The organism is Protofrankia sp. Cj3, from assembly GCF_917627355.1.
Lineage (GTDB): Bacteria > Actinomycetota > Actinomycetes > Frankiales > Frankiaceae > Protofrankia.
Window position 1 is genome coordinate 7,129 of record NZ_CAKJTR010000084.1, and the last position, 2,284, is coordinate 9,412.

The 2,284-nt window shown below is 68.3% G+C and carries 2 protein-coding genes; both read right to left on the reverse strand.

All coding sequences use genetic code 11. The annotated features are described in order from the left end of the window. Window positions 1–5: 5 nt before the first annotated feature. A complete protein-coding gene (gene ilvE / locus MJ783_RS13155) occupies window positions 6–935 on the reverse strand; it encodes a branched-chain-amino-acid transaminase (protein ID WP_239310715.1) in 930 nt (309 codons plus the stop codon). A 201-nt stretch (window positions 936–1,136) separates the two neighbouring features. Beyond that, the gene (locus MJ783_RS13160) at window positions 1,137–2,174 is read right to left on the reverse strand and encodes a 3-isopropylmalate dehydrogenase (RefSeq protein ID WP_239310716.1); all 1,038 of its coding nucleotides are present in this window, start codon (window positions 2,172–2,174) and stop codon (window positions 1,137–1,139) included. Window positions 2,175–2,284: the final 110 nt, after the last annotated feature.

A 2,284-nucleotide genomic window follows, 5' to 3' on the forward strand; every position in this document is an offset into this window, starting at 1 on the left:
AGGCCTCAGGCCTCCCGGACGGGCTCGTTCCAGATCTTGTAACGGTCGAGCTCCCCGCGTGTCGCCTGGTGGAACAGGTCCAGCAGCTCACGGGTGATCGGCCCAGGACGGCCCGATCCGACCGGGCGGTCGTCGATCTCCACGATCGGCACCATCTCGGCCGCGGTCCCGGTGAAGAAGGCCTCGTCCGCCAGGTACAGATCGGTGCGGACGATGTGCTGTTCGCGGACCTGATAGCCCTGATCAGAGGCGATCTGCATGATCGACGCGCGGGTGATGCCGCCGAGCGGACCATCGCTGAGCGGCGGCGTGATGACCGTACCGTCCGACACGATGAAGACGTTCTCGCCCGAACCATCGGCGATATGGCCGTTGGGACTGGTCAGAATGGCCTCGTCATAGCCGGCTTTGAGCGCCGCGACCTTGGCGAGCGAGGAGTTGAGGTACTGCCCGGACGCCTTGGCCGCCGGCGGGATGATGTTGTTGTCATTACGGCGCCACGTCGAGACAGTCGCCCGGACGCCCTTCTCCCCGGCGTCGTCCCCCAGATAGGCGCCCCACGGCCAGACAGCGATCATCACCTCGATCGAGGACGGCAGCGGGTTGAGGCCCATCTCGCCGTACCCGAGGTAGATCAGGGGCCGGATATAGCAGGCGTCGATCTCGTTGATCGCGACCGTTTTCTTGATCGCGTCAATCAGCTCCGCCTGGCTGAGCTCCGGTTCCATCATGTAGATCTTGGCGCTACGATAAAGCCTCGCGACATGGTCGGTCAGCCGGAACACGGCGCTGCCCCGCGCGGTGGAGTAGGCCCGGATGCCCTCGAAGACGCCCCACCCGTAGTGGAGGGTCGGGTTGAGGACGTGGATGCGAGCGTCGTCCCAGTCGACGAACTCCCCGCTCATCCAGATCTTTGACGTTGGTGTGATGGACACGAGTGACTCCAGGCGTGAGCGACGGAAACATAACGCACGGACGAGTGACGATCTTGCCGATCTTCGCCGTGGTCAGGCCCTGTCGGCTGCCGTCGTACCGGATCTACGGCCCCTCTGAGGATAGCGCCCCGAAACAGGCTCCGGCAGCCGGGCATTCAGGCTCTTCCGCCCGGCAGCCGGTTCCGGGCTACCGGTGCCCCCTTACCCGGCGACGCGCGCCGCCAGGTCCTCGCCGATCGCCCGGGTGGACAGCGGCTCCGCGTGACCGGCGCCCAGCTGGGAACGGTCGGTCAGCGCCGCGGCGACAGCGGTCTCGACACGGACCGCGTCGTCGGGACGCCCCAGGTGCTCGAGCAGCATCGCGACGGACAGCACCGTGGCCGTCGGGTCCGCGATCCCCTTCCCGGCGATGTCGGGCGCGCTGCCGTGCACCGGTTCGAACATGCTCGGGTGTGTCCCGGACGGGTCGAGGTTGCCGCTGGCGGCCCGTCCTATCCCGCCGGTGATCGCGGCACCGATGTCGGTGAGGATGTCACCGAACATGTTGTCGGTCACGACGACGTCGAAACGTCCCGGATCAGTGACAAAGAACATCGACGCGGCATCCACGTGCTGGTAGTCGACCCGCACATCGGCGAACTCGGGCGCGACATCGGCGACCGTGCGCAGCCACAGGTCGCCGGCCCTCGTCAGGACGTTGGTCTTGTGGACGAGCGTCAGCAGCCGCCGAGGACGGGCCTGCGCCCGGCGGAACGCGTCCCGCACGACGCGCTCGACCCCGTGCCGGGTGTTGACGCTCTCCTCGGTGGCCACCTCCAACGGCGTGCCCCGGCGCAGAGTGCCGCCGGCACCCACGTACGGGCCTTCGGTCCCCTCCCGCACCACCACCATGTCGATGTGCGGCTCACCCGCCAGCGGCGTGGCGACACCGGGGTACAGCCGCACCGGGCGCAGATTCACGTAGTGGTCGAGCTCGAACCGCAGCCGCAGCAGCAGCCCGCGCTCCAGCACCCCGCTGGGGACAGCGGGATCACCGACGGCCCCGAGCAGGATGGCGTCGTGCGCACGCAGCTCGGCGAGCACCGAATCGGGCAGGGTCTCGCCGGTGGCCTGCCAGCGGCGCGCGCCCAGGTCGTAGTCGGTCGTCTCCACCTTGGGCTCGACGACACGCAGTACGCGCAGCCCTTCCGCGACAACCTCTGGTCCGATGCCGTCCCCGCCGATAACCGCAAGCCTCATGGGCGCGACTGTAAACCGGCAGCGTCACCCCTGCCCCCACGGGTCGGGCCCGACCAGCCCCCGCAACTCCCCCTAGCGCATTCCCAAACCCCTGAGCAGGGAAAAGGCTC